The following is a 1,147-nucleotide window of genomic DNA, read 5'->3' on the forward strand; positions in this document are numbered from 1 at the left end:
GTGGTGGACGGGGCCGACACGGTCCTGTCGGGCACGGGCAACGGCCCGCTGGCGGCGTTCTTCGACGCGCTGGGCCGCACCGGGGTGGTCGCCGAGGAGGTGCGGCTCCTGGACTACGTGGAGCACACGATGAGCGCGGGGGCCGGCGCGCAGGCCGCCGCGTACATCGAGTGCGCGGTGGGCGACCGCGTCCTGTGGGGCGTGGGGATCGACGCGAACATCGTGCGGGCTTCGCTGAAGGCCGTGGTCTCAGCCGTGAACCGCGCCCTGCGCTGAGCGAGCCTGCCGCTGTGCGGCCGTCCCCCGGGCCCGGGGTGGGGTCAGCCCCACCCCGGGCCCGGTGGCTGGACGGCTGTCCGGCCCGGGGCGGCGGCGGCAGGCTGACGGGCATGGCGGATGTGGAGATCAGGGCCGCCGGGCGGCCCGGGTGGCTGGGGCGTTTCGGGCGGGAACTGGCGTATGTGATGGGCGGGTTGCCGGTCGCGGTGGCGGCGCTCACGGTGGCGGTGACGGGCCTGTCGTTCGGGCTCTCGACGCTCGTGGTGTGGGTGGGGCTCCCGGCGCTGGCCGGGACGCTGATGGGGGCGCGGGCGTTCGCGGGGATGGAGCTGCGGCGGCTGGAGCGGCTGGCCGGGCGTCGGCCGCGGGCGGCGGTGCGGGCCGGCGGGGACGGGCTGCGGGCGCTGCGGGACGGGTGGGCCTGGCGGGCGCTGGCGCACATGGTGGTGGCCTTCCCGCTGCGGGTGGCGGCGTTCTGCGTCGCGCTGACCTGGACGGTGGGCGGGCTCGGGTCCCTGCTCTACGTCACCTGGTCCTGGTCGCTGCCGCGCGACGAGGGCGAGACGGGCCTGTTCGACCTGATGACCGGGAACCCCTCGGAGGCGGCCGACATCGCCTTCACCACGGCCGCCGGGGCCGTGCTGCTGGCCACGTCCGTGCCGGTGGTGCGCGCGCTGGCCACGGCGGACGCGGCACTCACCCGGGGACTGGTCTCCGGGATGCCGCGGCGATCACTGCCTCCGGGTTTTGTCCAGACCTGACGCAGTAGGTGCGTTACTTCCGTACGCACTACTGACGCGGACCCCTCAATGTGGTTAACATCACGCCCACAGCAGATGGCACGGGGGCCGGCGGCTAACGGAGGTAC

General features: G+C 75.1%; 2 protein-coding genes. Both read left to right on the forward strand.

What is annotated here, in order from left to right; genetic code table 11:
* On the forward strand, positions 1–276 hold a 276-nt coding region (locus D7231_RS35315), incomplete at its 5' end, for an alpha-isopropylmalate synthase regulatory domain-containing protein (RefSeq protein WP_277875678.1).
* A gap of 113 nt (positions 277–389) precedes the next feature.
* Complete coding sequence (locus D7231_RS35320) at positions 390–1,040, forward strand: sensor domain-containing protein (protein ID WP_120760479.1); 651 nt, start codon at positions 390–392, stop codon at positions 1,038–1,040.
* The last annotated feature ends 107 nt before the right edge of the window (positions 1,041–1,147 follow it).

Source organism: Streptomyces klenkii (assembly GCF_003626645.1).
Lineage (GTDB): Bacteria > Actinomycetota > Actinomycetes > Streptomycetales > Streptomycetaceae > Streptomyces > Streptomyces klenkii.